At 52.1% G+C, this 14,558-nt stretch carries 23 protein-coding genes and 1 pseudogene; all 24 read left to right on the top strand.

The window, feature by feature from the left end; genetic code table 11:
* Positions 1-6 precede the first annotated feature (6 nt).
* The gene (locus tag ACLD4K_RS17930) at positions 7-354 is read left to right on the top strand and encodes a DUF977 family protein (RefSeq protein ID WP_411012261.1); all 348 of its coding nucleotides are present in this window, start codon (positions 7-9) and stop codon (positions 352-354) included.
* A complete protein-coding gene (locus tag ACLD4K_RS17925) occupies positions 351-752 on the top strand; it encodes a chromosome partitioning protein ParB (RefSeq protein ID WP_411012260.1) in 402 nt (133 codons plus the stop codon). The genes ACLD4K_RS17930 and ACLD4K_RS17925 overlap by 4 nt, the downstream gene beginning before the upstream one ends.
* Positions 749-1,201 (top strand): ead/Ea22-like family protein, encoded by a 453-nt coding sequence (locus ACLD4K_RS17920; protein ID WP_000151011.1) that lies wholly within the window; start codon positions 749-751, stop codon positions 1,199-1,201. The genes ACLD4K_RS17925 and ACLD4K_RS17920 overlap by 4 nt, the downstream gene beginning before the upstream one ends.
* The gene (locus ACLD4K_RS17915) at positions 1,198-2,007 is read left to right on the top strand and encodes a dATP/dGTP pyrophosphohydrolase domain-containing protein (protein ID WP_411012259.1); all 810 of its coding nucleotides are present in this window, start codon (positions 1,198-1,200) and stop codon (positions 2,005-2,007) included. The genes ACLD4K_RS17920 and ACLD4K_RS17915 overlap by 4 nt, the downstream gene beginning before the upstream one ends.
* 34 nt (positions 2,008-2,041) lie before the next feature.
* Positions 2,042-2,302, top strand: a complete 261-nt coding sequence (locus ACLD4K_RS17910) for a hypothetical protein (RefSeq protein WP_000273939.1) — start codon at positions 2,042-2,044, stop codon at positions 2,300-2,302.
* Positions 2,303-2,585: 283 nt separating this feature from the next.
* A complete protein-coding gene (locus ACLD4K_RS17905; protein WP_001217669.1) occupies positions 2,586-2,819 on the top strand; it encodes a DinI family protein in 234 nt (77 codons plus the stop codon).
* Positions 2,820-2,930: 111 nt separating this feature from the next.
* Positions 2,931-3,152 (top strand): hypothetical protein, encoded by a 222-nt coding sequence (locus tag ACLD4K_RS17900; protein WP_000807548.1) that lies wholly within the window; start codon positions 2,931-2,933, stop codon positions 3,150-3,152.
* Between the two features lie 82 nt (positions 3,153-3,234).
* A complete protein-coding gene (locus tag ACLD4K_RS17895; protein ID WP_000929805.1) occupies positions 3,235-3,837 on the top strand; it encodes a DUF1367 family protein in 603 nt (200 codons plus the stop codon).
* A complete protein-coding gene (locus ACLD4K_RS17890; protein ID WP_411012265.1) occupies positions 3,837-4,043 on the top strand; it encodes a hypothetical protein in 207 nt (68 codons plus the stop codon). Before ACLD4K_RS17895 ends, ACLD4K_RS17890 begins: the two co-directional genes overlap by 1 nt.
* Positions 4,044-4,045: 2 nt before the next feature.
* Complete coding sequence (locus ACLD4K_RS17885; RefSeq protein ID WP_001096547.1) at positions 4,046-4,657, top strand: recombination protein NinG; 612 nt, start codon at positions 4,046-4,048, stop codon at positions 4,655-4,657.
* A complete protein-coding gene (locus tag ACLD4K_RS17880; RefSeq protein ID WP_001617856.1) occupies positions 4,654-4,800 on the top strand; it encodes a YlcG family protein in 147 nt (48 codons plus the stop codon). Before ACLD4K_RS17885 ends, ACLD4K_RS17880 begins: the two co-directional genes overlap by 4 nt.
* The gene (locus ACLD4K_RS17875) at positions 4,790-5,587 is read left to right on the top strand and encodes an antitermination protein (protein ID WP_001047631.1); all 798 of its coding nucleotides are present in this window, start codon (positions 4,790-4,792) and stop codon (positions 5,585-5,587) included. Before ACLD4K_RS17880 ends, ACLD4K_RS17875 begins: the two co-directional genes overlap by 11 nt.
* Positions 5,588-5,653: 66 nt before the next feature.
* Positions 5,654-5,971: a hypothetical protein gene (locus tag ACLD4K_RS17870; protein ID WP_010989004.1), complete on the top strand. Its 318-nt coding sequence runs from the start codon at positions 5,654-5,656 to the stop codon at positions 5,969-5,971.
* A 179-nt stretch (positions 5,972-6,150) separates the two neighbouring features.
* Positions 6,151-6,492: a phage holin, lambda family gene (locus ACLD4K_RS17865; RefSeq protein WP_411012264.1), complete on the top strand. Its 342-nt coding sequence runs from the start codon at positions 6,151-6,153 to the stop codon at positions 6,490-6,492.
* 2 nt (positions 6,493-6,494) lie between these two features.
* Positions 6,495-7,121, top strand: coding sequence for a glycoside hydrolase family 19 protein (locus ACLD4K_RS17860; RefSeq protein WP_411012258.1), 627 nt, complete (start codon positions 6,495-6,497; stop codon positions 7,119-7,121).
* Positions 7,118-7,660, top strand: a complete 543-nt coding sequence (locus tag ACLD4K_RS17855) for a DUF2514 family protein (protein ID WP_411012257.1) — start codon at positions 7,118-7,120, stop codon at positions 7,658-7,660. Before ACLD4K_RS17860 ends, ACLD4K_RS17855 begins: the two co-directional genes overlap by 4 nt.
* 102 nt (positions 7,661-7,762) lie before the next feature.
* Positions 7,763-8,266, top strand: a complete 504-nt coding sequence (locus ACLD4K_RS17850; protein ID WP_080160151.1) for a hypothetical protein — start codon at positions 7,763-7,765, stop codon at positions 8,264-8,266.
* A 60-nt stretch (positions 8,267-8,326) separates the two neighbouring features.
* Entirely contained in the window at positions 8,327-8,956 is a 630-nt protein-coding gene (locus tag ACLD4K_RS17845) for a hypothetical protein (protein WP_001118128.1), read from the top strand.
* A 2-nt stretch (positions 8,957-8,958) separates the two neighbouring features.
* Entirely contained in the window at positions 8,959-10,581 is a 1,623-nt protein-coding gene (locus ACLD4K_RS17840) for a TerL protein (protein ID WP_411012256.1), read from the top strand.
* Positions 10,581-12,050 carry a DUF1073 domain-containing protein gene (locus tag ACLD4K_RS17835; protein ID WP_079789953.1) on the top strand — a complete coding sequence of 490 codons (1,470 nt, stop codon included), beginning with the start codon at positions 10,581-10,583 and terminating at the stop codon, positions 12,048-12,050. Before ACLD4K_RS17840 ends, ACLD4K_RS17835 begins: the two co-directional genes overlap by 1 nt.
* A 13-nt stretch (positions 12,051-12,063) precedes the next feature.
* Positions 12,064-12,672, top strand: a complete 609-nt coding sequence (locus tag ACLD4K_RS17830; protein WP_411012255.1) for a phage minor head protein — start codon at positions 12,064-12,066, stop codon at positions 12,670-12,672.
* Between the two features lie 14 nt (positions 12,673-12,686).
* Positions 12,687-13,919: a DUF2213 domain-containing protein gene (locus ACLD4K_RS17825; protein WP_411012254.1), complete on the top strand. Its 1,233-nt coding sequence runs from the start codon at positions 12,687-12,689 to the stop codon at positions 13,917-13,919.
* A gap of 4 nt (positions 13,920-13,923) precedes the next feature.
* The gene (locus ACLD4K_RS17820; protein ID WP_000128057.1) at positions 13,924-14,421 is read left to right on the top strand and encodes a hypothetical protein; all 498 of its coding nucleotides are present in this window, start codon (positions 13,924-13,926) and stop codon (positions 14,419-14,421) included.
* A gap of 11 nt (positions 14,422-14,432) precedes the next feature.
* A pseudogene (locus ACLD4K_RS17815) lies at positions 14,433-14,558 on the top strand (hypothetical protein); the annotation flags it as partial.

Here is a 14,558-nt window from a genome sequence, read left to right as displayed (position 1 = left end):
TTAAAAATGGCCCGACCTAAAACACACAGAGAACGGATGATTATTCTTGAGCGGATTATCGGTCTGGTGAAAGAGCAGGGGCGCATCACGACGAACGACGTCGTTGCGATGTTCGGCGTGCACCGAACCACGGCGGAGAAATATCTGCAGATCGCGTTAGTGCGCGGAGGTTTCATCCGCCACGGGCGGTGCGGCGTTTTTCGTGACCAGCGGGCAGTAATTGATTATGACCTGAAGCGTTATAGCTGCAACAAGACAACCGGATTTTCAGCGCTACCGGCACTGGAGAAAAGCCAGGTAATGCAGGTTTATGGAGCACCCAAAATGAGCATCAACAAGGGGGTAGCCCAATGAGCAACATCAAAGCTCCGCTTATCAGCAGTCAGCGCTACCTCGACAAGGCAAAGGTAAACGACAGAGCGGCAAGATTTAAGCGTTTTATCGTATCTGTTTACCCGATAGTTCTGCGTGGGCAGCAATACACCATCCTGATGGATGGCCACCACAACTACGCGGCGGCAAAACTGGCTGGCATAGAACCTGATTACCGACCAATCACCAAAAAGGTGCAGCGTATTCTCGGTGAGATGTCATGGCGCGAGCGTGAGGCATTCTTCATCAACAACGTTACAGACAGCAACTACTACTTTGTTGAAACAGGCGAAGTGGTTCATGAGTTGGTTATGCCTGATACGTCCTGCAAATTCCAGGCGCACGCAGGTAACCAATGGATTTTTGGAGGTGCAGCATGACAATCGACAAACGTGCGCTGCGTGAAGTGGCGGAAAAGGCTACGCCGGGGACTTGGCGCCGCACCTCATCACTGTTCAATGGCATCACGGTAACGCCATTTTCTCTTTGCGGTGAAGAAGTGACGTTGGCCCATACTGTTGAGAAACGTGACGCGGAATTTATCGCCGCAGCCAACCCCGCCACCATGCTGGCGCTGCTTGACGAGAATATTCAACTCCAGCGGGAAAAAGACGCAACAGAGGCCGTAGCGCTGGCGCTGCGTGATGATATGCGGGATGCGCGGGAGCAACTGGAAGAAGCAGAAAAGCAAGTGGAAGAATTCACGATGTGGATTAAGCGTCTGGCCCACTCACTCAGAAACGCCAAGCCGAACAGCAAGTTATACGGTGCCGCAATGGACTATTTGAGCCGTAAGGGGTTAATCAGTGTGGAGGATGTATTGAGATGACCACTATTACCAAAGAATGGCTACAGCAGACCATCGCTGAATTTGAAAACACTCGCGACGATATTCCATTTGGCCTGAACGATGACGACGCCAAAATTCTTATTGTGCTGAAGCGTGCGCTGGCAGCGCTTACCGCTGAACCTGTGGCGTGGACTGACGCTGAAGAACTGCGGGATTTACGTACATTCGGTTTTTGCGAAATGTTCACAGTTGAACCTGTCAGTAAGGATGCTGATATGTATCGCGTTATCCCGTTATACACAGTCTCGCAACCAGTACCAGAACGCGAACGTATTCGCCGTGAACATGCTGAATGGTCTGATGCCACATTCGGCGATGTTGGCCCCATCGGTCCACTGAAGCACCTCTCGAAAGAGGCATTGGAAACTGCCGCAGAACCTGGCGACCTCAGCGAATGGGCTGATATGCAATTCCTGTTATGGGATGCACAACGCCGCGCTGGTATTACTGACGAGCAGATTGCCCTGGCGATGGTGGAAAAGCTGGCGGTGAACAAGAAGCGCGAATGGCCTGAACCGAAAGACGGTGAGCCACGACTGCATATTAAAGAGCAGTCAGCGCCGGTAATTCCGGATGGTTGGATAAGCTGTAGTGAGCGGATGCCAGAAGACGAGCAAGAAGTAATTGTTCATAACAAGTTGGGATATCGTTATGTTTCATATTTTGATGAGCATTCTGGACTATTTTTTGACATGCGAGGCGGCAATCAGATGAACTGTATTGAGCACATCTTTGTTACGCACTGGATGCCACTGCCCGCAGCACCACAGCAGGAGGTGAAGTGATGTATAATCCCTCCAATAATATAAGGAGTAGTTTATGTACTTCAGTTTGAAAACCTTTGTAATTATTACTGCATGTTTATTATCCGGATGCGCTGCCGTTCAGTACAACGATGGCGACAAAGTAAGCATCCAGTCTGATGGGTGGTACGGCCTTGATAGTCTTCACGACACCGCCGTTAAAGCTTGTCAGCAATATGGAAAGTCAAAAGCCGTGTACATCCATAGCGCTAACATGAATCCCAACCTACCAAAAGGAAGCGGGGTTCAAAATACAATATGGAAATGCGAGCCTTAATTATATCAAACACTATATCTGAAAGTAACAAATGGTGTAATTGAAGCACCAGTTAAAGAAGGGGGCTGGATGTCGCGATTTTGGGAATCCGGCACCGTTACATATTAATCTATCTATCAACCCTCTTAAAGAAGCCGTCGCAGCGCGCTGCGGCGGGTTTTTCCGCCTAAAATCTGATATGAAACAACATTCTAGCTTTTGCAAAAAGTGCTATTCACCTCTTGAATATTCTTTCTAACAGGTATACTGTGTTTATATACAGTGGTTAAATGTAGAGGGAATTATGAGAATTGAGCTTGTTATTAGCCGGACAAAACAGCTTCCGGAAGGTGCCGTTCCTGCACTTGAAAAAGAATTAATTACCCGTCTCCAGAATCAGTATGAAAACTGCAACTTAACCATCCGTCGAGGTAGTCAGGATGGTCTGAGTATCGTCGGTGCTGCTGATGGCGATAAAAAACGTATACAGAGCATTCTGCAGGAAACGTGGGAAAGCGCTGACGACTGGTTTTATTAACATTGCGCTTAATGCTGGCGCGCATTTTTCAGAATATCGCAATTTGCGTATCCCTTTGATGCTGCTGCCGACAATTTTTAACCGCGTCCGTGTGTCGCTCAGGGGGGTTACGTGGCAGAGGGAGTCCTATCAGATCTTGCTGATAATTTGCGGGTGACTATAACTGATGCTAAGGGAATAGAACTTTTGTCTTTTAGACTTGCATCAGGTGATCGCTATATCCTATCAACCCAAAACGGTTCTGTAACAAACCGAAAGCTATCAAGAGATGATTTGTACTGGTCTAAGGATACCATTATGGAAGTTGTCAGAGAGATGGGCTCTAATAATTGACTTAACAATAAGCACGCAATCATAATTATCGCACTGGCCTGAACAACCAGTAACCTGACAATTATGCGCCACGGAGAATACCATGGCGCACGAATTACAACTCATCAAGCAGTCATCTGGAATTCTGATCCCCGCTACGCCGGAGACCAGCGAAATTCTGCAGTCAAAAATTAAACTCGGTGCCGTGCTGGTGGCTGAGTTCCGTCAGGTTAGGAATCCTGCATTCCATCGCCGCTTTTTCGCGTTGCTTAATCTTGGGTTTGAATACTGGGAACCCACCGGCGGCACCATTTCTGCCAATGAACGCAAACTGGTAAACGGTTATGCAAAGTTTCTCGCTGCATATGGCGGGAATGAGAGCGCATTACTGGATGCGGCTGAACAGTATCTGGAACAGATTGCAAACCGCCGGGTAACAAACGGAATTAGCCTCTGTAAATCTTTCGATGCATACCGCGCATGGGTGACGGTTGAGGCTGGCCACTATGACGCCATCCAGTTACCGGACGGCACCCTTCGCAAACATCCCCGCAGCATCGCTTTTTCCAGCATGGATGAGGTCGAATTTCAGCAGTTGTATAAATCCGCGCTTGATGTGCTCTGGCGGTGGATTTTATCACGTACATTTCGTACTCAGCGCGAGGCGGAGAACGCCGCCGCCCAGCTAATGAGCTTTGCGGGGTGATGGCGATGAAATACTCCTGGTTCCATCATCACGACTGCTCAACCGAGCAGGCCGACACGCTGATATCGGATTATCAGAAGCGGGGCGTAAGGACAGAAAAGAGCCTGAACCCTGACTTCATTACCTGGACTGTCAGCGCGAAATTACCTGAATATGCACACCGGGTGCGGACGCCAAAATCCTTACGCCAAAAGGACTGGGGGTGAACATGGCTAAATTACCGCGCCGTAAGTGCGCAAACAAAGAATGCCGCCAGTGGTTTCACCCGATACGCGAGGGGCAGATCGTTTGCTCGTACCAGTGCGCCAGCGCCGTCGGCAAAGAACAGACCAGAAAAGCTCGCGAAGCCGCGCAACGTAAGGCGCAATCCCTTCAGCGCGCCGCTGAGAAAAAAGAACGCGCCGCCTGGCGCCAGCGGAAAGCCGCGGTTAAGCCGCTGAAACACTGGATTGACTTGACGCAGCGCGCCGTAAATGACATTTGCCGCGAAACCGAACTGGCAGAAGGACTCGGTTGCATCTCCTGTGGAACGAAGACGGCATTCGCATGGCATGCAGGCCATTACAGGAGTACGGCTGCCGCCGGGCATCTGCGCTTCACTCGCTTCAACATCCATCTTCAGTGTGATGTCTGCAACGTCTACAAATCAGGGAACATCGAAGCATATCGTGCCGCGCTGGTTGAGCGTTACGGGGAGGCGGCGGTGCTGGCACTCGAGAACAATAACACCCCGCACCGCTGGACGGTCGAGGAGCTGAAGGAAATCAGGCTCGCGGCACTGGCGGATCTGCGTGCGCTAAAAAAGCTGGAGGCCGCATGAAACCAGAACTGATCGAGATACTCCGCATGCGCTGGTTGCGTCTCCGAATTTATCGATACCGGGGATCTTTTCCTGTGGCATATCGCATTCTTCGTAATTACGTCCGCATTGAAGCAAAACGGGAGCATCGAAATGAATCTTGAGTCCTTACCGAAATATTTTTCACCTAAATCCATGATGCCCGGCGCAGTACCATGCGGAATAACGTCTGATACGCTGACTATTACTGACGTAATGGCATCTCTCGGGCTACTTACTGCAAAAGCCGCAGTGGGTATTGAATTGTATCTGGCAAAAGCCGGGGTTTTATCTTCTGAAAATATCATCGCCTACATCAGGCAATTAGCAGAGCAGCGTGCAGAACGGCATGGGGCATTACGGAAAATGGAAAAGGGTAAGCGCTCAAAATTTCTCGACACTATGGCGCGTTATGTATTTCGCGATTATTCCCTCAGTGCGGCCAGCCTGGTGACGTGCAGTAGCTGTCATGGTGCTAAATTAATTGATGCTGAGGTTTTCACGAACAAGGTTACTTACCCGGATGGTAAGCCACCAAAATGGGTAAAAGATACGAAAGGTATTTCTCCGTCCGACTGGGAGGTGTGGAAATCAGTTCGTGAGCAGGTGCGCGTAGTGTGTAAGGCGTGTGATGGCAAAGGCCATGTGAAAAATGAATGTCGTTGCCGGGGACGCGGAGAAATTCTCGATAAGAAAAAATCTGAGTTGCAGGGCGTGCCGGTTTATAAAAAATGCCCAAGATGCAAGGGAAGAGGCTACCCACGTCTCAAAGATACCGAGATTTTTAAAGCACTAGGAGTAACGGAAATGGTATGGCGGTACAACTATAAACTGTTTTTCGATCGGCTGGTGGAGCATTGCCATATTGAGGAATCGTATGCAGAAAAGGTTCTGGGAAACGTGACTCGATGACCAAAATAATTTAGCTATTGCAAAATTAACGGAAAATGGCTAATCTGATTCCAACGATGGGTTATTATGCCTGTGACGTTACAAGAATTAAGAACCTCGCCTCGGCGGGGTTTTTGTTTTTTTTGGTGGTATATTCCCTTGGTGTCAAATCACAGGGGGGGCGATATGGGGTTCTATTACGTTTTTCAATACAAGCCGAAAGGGATGTCGTCGGGTAAGCATTTAAATGTTTCCGAGGAGTTTTCGGACCGGAATGAGGCAAAGAGAGCGAAGTCCAGGCACATGATTAATGATCCAGATTGTGTCTTCTCGGGAATCGTGCAGGCTGATTCGCCGGCAGCGGTACTTCAAGAAGTACAGGCTGAATCTCTTAATAGGCTTTAACGGATTTAACTTGGCAGTATCCACATTACCAATTTCATTAGGTCGCTTCGGCGGCCTTTTTCTTTTTCAGGCACCGGGCATCATCCGCTACGTGCTTGGTTGATAAATCCAGCCCGTGAAGCCTGCCCCTTTCATCACACACTGCGCCATCCGAGCTATCGGAGGTGAGGCTTATGAAAATGCACAACGATCCCCATTCCTGGCAGGGCTGGCTGGAACTGTTCCAGAGCTGGTGGCGAGGAGATACGCCGCTGGGCGCTGTTCTGATGTCGTTATTTATGGCTGGCCTGCGTATTGCGTACTTTGGCGGTAGTGGTGGCTGGAAGAAAAAAACACTCGAAATTCTGCTATGTGGTGCCCTGACGTTGACCTTCTCATCTGCGCTGGAATATTTCGGCTGGCCCAAGTCCCTGTCTGTTGCGATTGGTGGCGGCGTCGGCCTTATCGGCGTGGATGCGATCCGCAGCTTTGCAATGAAGTTTATCAGTGGTCGTATCGGTGGGGATAATAACAAGGTTTAATCATGAACGAGTCTCAATTTCAGCAGGCGGCTGGTATCAGCGCCGAACTGGCCGCGCGCTGGTATCCACATATTACGGCGGCAATGAGCGAATTCGGTATTACTGCTCCACTGGATCAGGCCATGTTCATTGCTCAGGCGGGACATGAAAGCGCTGGTTTTACAAGGCTGGTGGAGAGCTTCAACTACAGTATCGCCGGGTTGACCGGATTCATCCGCGCCGGGAGAATCACTCCAGATCAGGCCAGTACTCTTGGGCGAAAAGCCTGTGAGAAGGCGCTTCCGCTCGAGCGACAGCGTGCAATAGCTAATCTGGTATACAGCAAGCGAATGGGTAACAACGGGCCTGGCGACGGCTGGAACTACCGCGGGCGTGGACTTATTCAGATCACAGGTCTGAACAACTACCGTGATTGCGGTAACGGGATCAAAACTGAGCTCGTTGCCCATCCGGATCTACTGGCACAGGATACGTATGCTGCCCGTAGTGCAGCGTGGTTCTTCGCGACTAAAGGGTGTCTGAAATATTCCGGCGACATGGTACGCATTACACAGATAATCAACGGAGGGCAGAACGGCATCGGAGATCGGCGAGAGCGCTTTGAAAAAGCAAAATCGGTGCTGGTATGAATCTGTTACCTGTATTGCTTAAAAAATTCTGGAAGCCATTAGCAGAAATACTGCTGGTGGCTTTTTTGTTATGTGCGGCAGCGTACTGGTGTTATTCACGCGGATATCAGGAGGCAGATACATCCTGGAAATTCCAGTGGGCGCAACGAGACCTTACTGATGCGACCGCTGCATTGCAGCGTGAAGTAACCGAACGAGCGAAAGAACAGCGTCGCCAGCACGCCGCAGATGAAGAACGGAAAAGAGCCGATGAAGAACTGGCAAAAATACAGGCCGATGCTGATGCTGCTGAGCGTGCTCGCGGTGGGCTGCAACAGCAGCTCGCAGCAGTACAACGGCAGCTCGCAGGAAGTGAAACCGGCAGGCTTTCCGCTCTTGCCGCAGCAAGCCAGGCAAAAGCCGAGACCGGAATACTGCTCGCCAAGTTGCTTGGCGAAGCTGACGATCTGGCGGGAAAGTTCGCAAAAGAGGCTGATGAGCGTTATGTCGCCGGAAGCACATGCGAACGTACCTGGGACAAAGTGACCGGGCAGAACTGAAACCTGATAACAAGGAAAATTAATGAAGGCAAAATTATTCGTACTGGCCCTGGTATGTGTGTCCCTCGCCGGGTGTACAACGCTTTATTATCGGTAATGACTATGCGCCGTATATTAGCCACCACTGCCGCACTTTGTCTTGGCGGCTGTATTACTGTGTATGGTCCGGTTAAAACGGGAGGGCAGCAACAGCAGGACAGCCAGGCCGGGCAGCAGCCAGGGATGAGCGAACAGACATCAACCTCATTCATCGGTAATCGTAAACCGGATGAGTTGCTGAATGCCGTGGCGCTGTACTTCAGGGAAAAGGCCATCACAGCCAGTGTTAACGACCAGACCACAGGAATTATCGCCGGTACCGGGGATGACCCGGAACTGAGTTCGTTGTATCTGGATTGTTCACTGTTACCGCAGACACAAAATATCCAGGAGCATTACCGTATCGTCGCGCAGGTCTGGAGTGCCGGTGAAGGCAGTAATGTTTCGGTAATGGTGACAGGCACTGCCGGACTGGATACTGCCGACGGTAACGACAAGGTGAAACCGGTGGAGTGTAAAAGTACCGGGATATTTGAGAAGGATTTGCTGGAACGGTTACGTAAGTAAGCATTACAGCAGGCATTCCCTGAGTGTCTGCGATAATGACAAACAGGCAGGTGATCAGATATGGCAAAACCGGACTGGGAGGCCATCGAGACGGCATACCGGGCCGGAGTGATGTCCCTCCGTGAAATTGCGTCACATCATGGTATTAGTGAAGGTGCTATCCGCAAGCGCGCAAAGCGTGATGACTGGTCCCGTGATCTTAACGCCAGGATTCAGCAAAAGGCTGATGATCTGGTACGCAAACAGGAAGTACGCAAAACGGTACGCACCAAAACTGAACTTACAGAACGCGTACTGATAGAAGCCACAGCGGAGGTAATAGCCTCGGTACGCATGGAGCACCGGGGCGATATTCGCCGGGCCCGGGAACTCACAAACACGCTTTTTGATGAACTTGGTGCGCAGTGTGCTGATGTGGGGGCGCTGGAGCAGCTGGGTGACATCATGTTCGCTCCTGACGATAAAGGCCGTGACCGGCTCAACGAAACTTATCAAAAAGTCATCAGTCTTCCTTCCCGTGTGAAATCTCTGAAAGACCTGAGCGACAGCCTGAAAACGTTGATCGGCCTGGAGAGAGAAGCATGGAGTATAGGTACTGCCAGTGAACCAGAAAAAACGCCTCTACCAGGAAAAAATACTGATCTGACAACTGATCAGGCAGCGGAGCTATACAAAAAAATGATGGGTTAATTATGCCGTTACCATTCTCCTTCGATTTCAAACATCCAGATTACCAGATGGTGTTTGAATGGCGGATGGAACGCTTACAGCGCATTCGCCAGCATCCTGAGATGCTGCCCGCGTTGAAGCAGTTTTATCGTACTAACCCGGCTCAGTTCATCATCGACTGGGGCATGACGACGGACCCGCGTAATATCGATTATGGCCTGCCGGTCACCATCCCTTTTCTGCTATTCCCGAAACAGGAAGAGTGGATTCACTGGATTATGGAACGCTGGGGCAAGCGGGAGAACGGTATCACCGAAAAATCCCGTGAAATGGGGCTGAGCTGGACGGCGATCGGGATGGCCTGTTCGCTTTGCCTGTTTAACAAAGAGATGGTTATCGGCTTTGGTTCCCGTAAAGAGGAATATGTCGACAGTACTGGTGACCCTAAGGCGCTGTTCTGGAAGGCGCGCAAGTTTGTAGAGACGTTGCCCGTCGAGTTTCGTGGGTCGTGGAATGAGAAGAAGCATGCACCGTACATGCGTGTTGAATTTCCTGAGACAGGCGCGGTCATCAAGGGCGAGGCTGGTGACAATATTGGACGTGGTGACCGAACCACACTCTATCTGGTGGATGAGGCTGCATTTCTGCAACGCCCGCTACTGATTGATGCGGCGTTATCGCAAACCACCCGTTGCCGTATTGACCTGAGTTCGGTCAACGGCATGGCGAACCCTTTTGCGCAGAAACGACACGGCGGAAAGATACCGATATTCACATTCCACTGGCGCAGCGACCCCCGTAAGGATGATGAGTGGTATCGCAGGGAATGCGAGAAAATCGACAATCCGGTGGTAGTGGCGCAGGAGCTTGACCTGAACTACAGCGCATCAGCGGAAGGTGTCCTGATCCCCTCAGACTGGGTACAGGCTGCTGTTGATGCACATATCAGGCTGGGCATCCAGCCAACTGGCAAACGACTGGGGGCGATGGACGTCGCCGACGAAGGTCGGGACAAAAACGCTTTTTCAACCCGTCACGGTTTCCTTCTGGAGAATGTGCGGGAATGGTCCGGCGTGGGCAGCGACATTTACCAGTCTGTTGAGAAGGTCTTCGGCTTTTGTGAACAGGATAATCTCGAAGAGTTTCGCTTCGACGAAGACGGTCTGGGCGCTGGCGTTCGCGGCGATGCGCGTGCCATTAACGAATTACGCAAAGCCGCCCGCAGGCCGCCAGTACTTGCCACACCGTTTCGTGGTAGCGGCGCGGTATTCGATCCTGATGACGAAGCCGTACGGGGCGACAATGGGCAGGCTGCACGCCTGAACAAGGATTTCTTCGCCAACGCCAAGGCACAGAGCTGGTGGTACTTACGCAAGCTCTTCCGGAATACCTACCGCGCCGTTGTTGAAGGTATGGCCTACAACCCGGACGAAATTATCTCCATCAGCAGCACGATGGAGAGCAAAGACAAACTCATCATCGAGCTTTCGCAGCCAACCTACTCCATTAACGGCGTGGGGAAAATCGTTGTGGATAAACAGCCTGACGGTACCAGGTCGCCGAACCTCGCCGACTCGGTGATGATCAGCTACGCGCCAATGAATTCAGCCCTCAATATCTGGAAGCTGCTAGGGAGACAGGCCTGATGGCACGAAACAAACAAGCCTCGCGACGAACGGTGCAGGCCACGGCCGACGGCTACGAGAACTTTGTCGCCCGCGTGGGGATGCAGACGCCTAACCAGCACTCCGCATCAACCTACCGGGCGAACTTCACCAGCCGCAACCGTATGCTGGTGGAATGGTCCTATCGCTCATCCTGGCTCATCGGTGAAGCGGTAGATGCTATCCCCGACGACATGACCCGCAAAGGCATTCGCATCACTTCTGAGATTGACGCAAAAGACCGTGGCACCCTCGAAGCGCAGCTGGACCAGTTGCAAATCTGGGATGCACTGAACGACGTACTGAAATGGTCTCGTCTCTACGGCGGCGCGGTGGGCTTCATCATGATAGAAGGTCAGGCGCCCATTACCCCGCTACGGCTCGAAACCATTGGTGAAGGCAAGTTTAAGGGTATTCTCCCGCTCGACCGCTGGATGATTAACCCGGTACTGACGCGCCGCATTAAAGAGATGGGGCCAAATCTCGGCAAGCCCGAGCTTTATGATGTGGTGACCACCGCAACGGGCATCCCCGCCTGGCGTATTCACCATAGCCGCCTGATTCGCTTCGATGGGGTGACGCTGCCATTCCAGCAGAAGATGACCGAGAACGAATGGGGAATGTCGGTTGTAGAGCGTATCTGGGATCGGCTTACTGCGTTCGACAGCGCCACTGTCGGTGCGGCGCAGCTGGTCTACAAAGCGCATCTGCGGACCTACAAAGTGGAAAAACTCCGTGAGCTTATTGCACTGGGCGGCCCGGCATTCGAGGCGTTGCTGAAAAACATTGATCTGATCCGCCAGTTTCAGAGCAATGAAGGCATGACGCTAATGGATGCCAAGGATACCTTCGAAACCCACCAGTACAGCTTTAGTGGTCTGGATGACATTCTTTCGCAGTTCGCCGAGCAGATTAGCGGTGCTGTTGGTATTCCACTGGTGCGCCTGTTCGGGCAGTCCCCTAAAGGTTTCTCAACGGGTGACGCAGACCTTGCCAACTATTATGACCGGGTTAGTTCATTGCAGGAACGTCGCTTACGCCTGCCAGTGCGCCGGGTGCTGGACATTATGCATCGTTCGGAGCTCGGTAAGCCGCTGCCGGACGATTTCACGTTTGAGTTTAACCCGCTATGGCAGATGTCAGATGTGGACCGCTCAACGGTGGCTGTGAATACCACAACGGCGATTGTCAATGCGTTGGATGCAGGTCTGATGACAACCAAAGCCGCTATGACCGACCTGCGTGAGAACTCCGATGTTACTGGCATCGGGGCATCCATTACCGACGAGGATATCGAGAATGCCGAAGACGAAGCGCCACCAGGCATCGGCGAACTTGTCGACAAACCGCCAGAGCCGACAGGCGGAGATCCGATATCGAACGAGCCTACGGCAGATAGCGCGGGCGGCCGGGGATATCGTAAATGGGCACTACGATGGTTCAAACGATAGCGTCACCGAAATCATGGAGGCCCTGGAGCGCTACAGCGAAATTATAACGCCGTGGGCGACGAAGGTTGCTGAGAACTTTACCGCCGACATTGTGCGCAAAAATGATGAGCAGTGGCGGAAACACAGCAAAACCATCAGTCGTGAGCTACGCAATCTGGTGAGCAATGCCCCGCCAGGGCAGGAGATGAAATCCATCGTTGCCGAACAGGTTAAGTACATTAAATCGCTACCCCTCGAGGCTGCTGACAGGGTATACGACATCCAGAATCGGGCGATTGAAGCTGTTGTGACCGGTGGGAGAGCGGAGCATTTTGCTAAAGAAATTGCAGCATCGGGTGATATAGCAAAGTCCAGAGCTGACCTTATCGCCCGTACCGAGCTTGGACGTGCAACCGGCGCGCTTGATCAGGCGCGTGCGCTGTCAATCGGCTCGAATGGTTATATCTGGCGTACAGCCGAAGATGGCGACGTCCGGCATTCTCATCGGGAGATGGAAGGGAAGTTTGTCGAATGGGGACGACCTCCAACGCTTGACGGCATGACCGGTCACGCTGGCGAGCTCCCGAACTGCCGCTGTTATAAAGAGATCGTCTTCCCCAACCCTCATTCTTATCTCGCCTGAATCGCAGGTAAAACATGAAATATTTTTTCAATACCCGGCTGGGGGAAACCCGCTATCAGCTGGCTGACGGCTCCCTGCTGTGTAAAGACGTGCCGATAGGTCGAACGGGTAAGCAGCTTTACGGCGCTGCTGATCTGCCAAACCTCAAGCCTGACAAGTTCGGTGAGATAGTCGTAACGCGCTCTCCTGAGCAGGTATTCCATCCGGCCACGCTCGCCTCATTTGAAGGGATGAGCATCACGATCCTGCATCCTGAAGATGAAAACGGGAATGTGCGGCTGGTGAATCCCGAAAACTGGAAAGAGCTTGCTGTCGGGCATCTTCAGAACGTTCGACGCGGGACCGGAGACCAGTCTGATTTGATGCTGGCTGACCTTATAGTCAAAGACGAAAGCGCCATTCAGCTAATCGAGGATGGTCTGCGCGAAGTGTCGTGTGGTTATGACGCGGAGTACGAGCAGACCGAACCGGGCAAAGCTAGGCAGGTCGATATTACCGGAAACCATGTGGCTCTTGTCCCTAAGGGCAGAGCCGGAAATCGTTGTGCAATTGGAGACAGAGACACAATGGCAAATCAAAAGAAAAGCTGGTGGACCCGCATGCGCACGGCCATCAAAACAGGTGACTCGGACACCATGAACGAACTGCTGGACTCAGCGCCAGCGGCTGTAACGGGTGATGAAGGTGATCTGCCGGGCGGCGTTAATCTCAACATTAACCTTTCACCGCAACAGCCATTGCCGGACAAAAAGCCGGAGATGGGCGGAGATGTGACCGGCGACGGCGAGGACGATATCAAAACCCTGCTCAAGGCCCTGCTGGCTAAGCTGGAAGGAACGGCAACGGGTGATAATGCTGACACCCCTGATGATAAAGATAAGAAAGACCCGACTGGCGACGGCGAGGACAACGAAGAGGAAACCACGATTACTGGTGACTCTGCCTATCGCGCTGAAGTTATTATCCCGGGTATCGATCTGAGCCGTAAGGTGAAACCGACCGCATTTAAACGTGATGTACTGGCGGCCGCAGACAAAACACTGGTTCGCCAGGTTGTCGGTGACGCTGATATCCGCAAATTACCTAAACAATCGGTTGATATGGCGTTTAACGCCGTATCTGAGATTGCCAAAGGGAGAAACACCCGCAGCACCATGGGCGATGCACAACGTCCAGGCATGGGCATGACCAGCATCGCTTCCCTGAACAAACAAAACGCCGACTTCTGGTCTAACCGCAAAGGATAATCCAATGACTGCATATCTGTACCGGATGCCTGTTGGCATTGCCGGGGCTATCTCTCGCCCGCAGGACTTAACCGTCGAACCGGTGATCCTTAAATCCGATAACGCCTTCGCAGCGTATGGTCTGGCTGGCAAATACGACGCTGACGGCTTTTTCGTGCCGCTGGCGGAGGGTGACACCGTCGACAAGGTGAAGGGTATCTACGTTCGTCCGTATCCGACCACATCGCAGCCAGACATGGTTCGCCAGGTGGGTTCTGATAAGAATTTCCCGGGCGACGCCATGAAGCGTGGGTACATGACGGTAAACGTGGGTGCTGATGCTTCGTCCGTTAAAAAAGGGGGCGTGGTGTACATCGTGGTATCAGCCGATGCTTCCATCCCGGTTCCGCTTGGCGGGATCACGGCAGCAGAGGTGACAGGCAAAACAGCCGCGTTACCTGATGCTTTTTTTACGGGGGCCGGTGACGCTAACGGCAACGCAGAAATCTCCTGGAAGATTTAAGGAACAGACGAATGATTACTTTTGATCAGGCAACCGTTGATAGCTCCGGTGCCTTTCTCATCGGGGAGCTGGAGCGACTCGACCAGGGGCTGAATCTGCCACTGGTGGGTTATACCTGGACACGTGATATCCAGTTG

Origin of the sequence: Salmonella sp. 741265055_HSA, from assembly GCF_046569525.1 — a bacterium.
Lineage (GTDB): Bacteria > Pseudomonadota > Gammaproteobacteria > Enterobacterales > Enterobacteriaceae > Salmonella > Salmonella enterica.
Note: the sequence above shows the minus strand (reverse complement) of the source record. Positions and strands in the feature narration are given on the sequence as shown.